General features: G+C 29.1%; 4 protein-coding genes. All 4 read left to right on the forward strand.

Annotated elements, in window-relative coordinates; genetic code table 11:
- Window positions 1-538 precede the first annotated feature (538 nt).
- The 4 genes from rpmH to ABZA26_RS13890 are packed head-to-tail and all read left to right on the forward strand — an operon-like array spanning window position 539 to window position 1,938.
- Complete coding sequence (gene rpmH, locus ABZA26_RS13875) at window positions 539-676, forward strand: 50S ribosomal protein L34 (protein WP_372715087.1); 138 nt, start codon at window positions 539-541, stop codon at window positions 674-676.
- Between the two features lie 51 nt (window positions 677-727).
- On the forward strand, window positions 728-1,069 hold the full coding sequence (rnpA, locus tag ABZA26_RS13880) for a ribonuclease P protein component (RefSeq protein WP_372715088.1): 342 nt from the start codon (window positions 728-730) through the stop codon (window positions 1,067-1,069).
- The gene (gene yidD / locus ABZA26_RS13885) at window positions 1,066-1,308 is read left to right on the forward strand and encodes a membrane protein insertion efficiency factor YidD (protein ID WP_372715089.1); all 243 of its coding nucleotides are present in this window, start codon (window positions 1,066-1,068) and stop codon (window positions 1,306-1,308) included. Before rnpA ends, yidD begins: the two co-directional genes overlap by 4 nt.
- Before the next feature lie 3 nt (window positions 1,309-1,311).
- On the forward strand, window positions 1,312-1,938 hold the full coding sequence (locus tag ABZA26_RS13890) for a YidC/Oxa1 family membrane protein insertase (RefSeq protein WP_372715090.1): 627 nt from the start codon (window positions 1,312-1,314) through the stop codon (window positions 1,936-1,938).
- Window positions 1,939-1,965: the final 27 nt, after the last annotated feature.

The raw sequence follows: 1,965 nt of genomic DNA on the forward strand, positions 1-1,965 counted from the left end.
ATCAAAAATAATAAATTTAAAATAATAAAAAGTGATTCAGATAACCCCTATTCTGATTAAAAATCAGTATATTTATTGACCTCTTTGCTATTTATAAAGATAAACAATCTTATGATTTATATCTTTACTTTTTTCATATTCCCTTGAAAAATAACGGTATATTTTTATGTACATCAACAAAAATAATTAACTGAAAACTCTCAATACTGATTTTATTGAACTATGTTAACTTAAGTTTCTCTCAGTCCCTTTGAAACAATAGAATATGTTTTGTGTCTATCATCATTAATAAAAATATAAATTCAATCATTCTAAAGGTCTTGAAAACACTGGAATCAGATGAAAATTCAAATTAGCTTTCGTCAGTACATCTAACATAAAACAAAATATCTATCTTTTGATTTTTTTTTGTTTATTAAAAAAAGTAAAAAAGCGTGAGAGAAGTGAACAACCAAATAAAGATTTTTTACTTGACAAAATAAGTATATTCCTTTAAAATATTGATCTGAAAGTAAGAATTTTTTAGGAGGTGAAAATAATGAGCAAAAGAACTTTCCAACCTAATAATCACAAAAGGAAAAAAAATCACGGTTTTAGAGCCAGAATGAAAACTAAAACTGGAAGACTAGTATTAAAAAGAAGAAGAGCAAGAGGAAGAGCAGAATTATCAGCATAAAACCCGGTGAATAAAAACACCGGGTTTTTACAGATTTTTAAGGAGCTTTAAATGAACAATCTAAAAAAAAATGAACAATTCCAGGATATTTACAAAACAGGAATTAAGGCATTTGGATATTACTCCTTAGTATACATAAAAATCAATAAAGAAAATAATTTTAATCAAGTTGGTTTTGTTGTAAGTAAAAAAACTGGTAATGCTGTATGTCGAAATAGACTGAAAAGACTTTTTAGGGAGTATTATCGGTTAAATGAAAATGGCATAAAAAAAAGCTACGATATAGTATTCATAGCCAAAAGAACTGCAGGAGTTAAAGTGAAAACTCTAAAATATAGTCAGATGGAAAAAGATCTGAATCTTATTTTTAAAAAGTTGAATATGTTTTTATGAAAAAAATATTATTAACTTTAATTATAATTTATCAAAAATTTATATCCAAATTATTGGGCAAGAACTGTAGGTTTTATCCTACCTGTTCTTCTTACACATATCACGCGATAGAGGAGCATGGGTGTTTTATAGGGATATTTTTGGGAATAAGAAGAATCTTAAAATGTCACCCCTTTCATCCTGGCGGGTATGACCCTGTGCCTCCTAGTAGAAAAAAGCCAAAAAACAAGGGGGATTAATCCATGAATTTTATCACCGTACCTTTAGAGCAGATTATCCTATATTTGTATAAAATAATAGGTAACTTTGGTCTGTCTATTATTGGGATAACTATTCTAATCAAATTACTATTATTACCACTGACACTGAAGCAGGACAAATCCATGAGGGCAATGAAAAAGATTCAGCCTGAAATTGATAAAATAAAAGAAAAATATAAAAATGATAAACAACTATTAAATGAAAAAACAATGGAATTATATCAAAAATATAAGGTAAATCCTGCTGCAGGATGTTTACCTATGCTAGTACAACTTCCTGTATTATGGGCACTTTTTGCAGTTCTAAGAAAAGCACCTGTTGATGGTGGAATTGTACCGATAGAGTCGACTTTTTTATGGCTCACTCTGATAAAACCAGATCCACTTTACATATTACCTGTTTTAAATGGATTAGTTGCATTTGCACAGCAAAAAATTATGGGATCAGATTCGAATCCTCATATGAAGAGCATGATGTACATGTTCCCTATTATGATGGTTTTCATATCCTATAAAATGCCTGCAGGTCTTCAAATTTATTGGTTAACCTCTAGTGCTGCTGGTATACTTCAGCAATATTATGTAATGAAAAGAGGAGATGAAGCATAATGAGTAGCGTTGTTGAGATAAAAGCAA

This window comes from Ilyobacter sp., assembly GCF_041583315.1.
In the GTDB taxonomy this organism is placed as follows: Bacteria; Fusobacteriota; Fusobacteriia; order Fusobacteriales; family Fusobacteriaceae; genus Ilyobacter.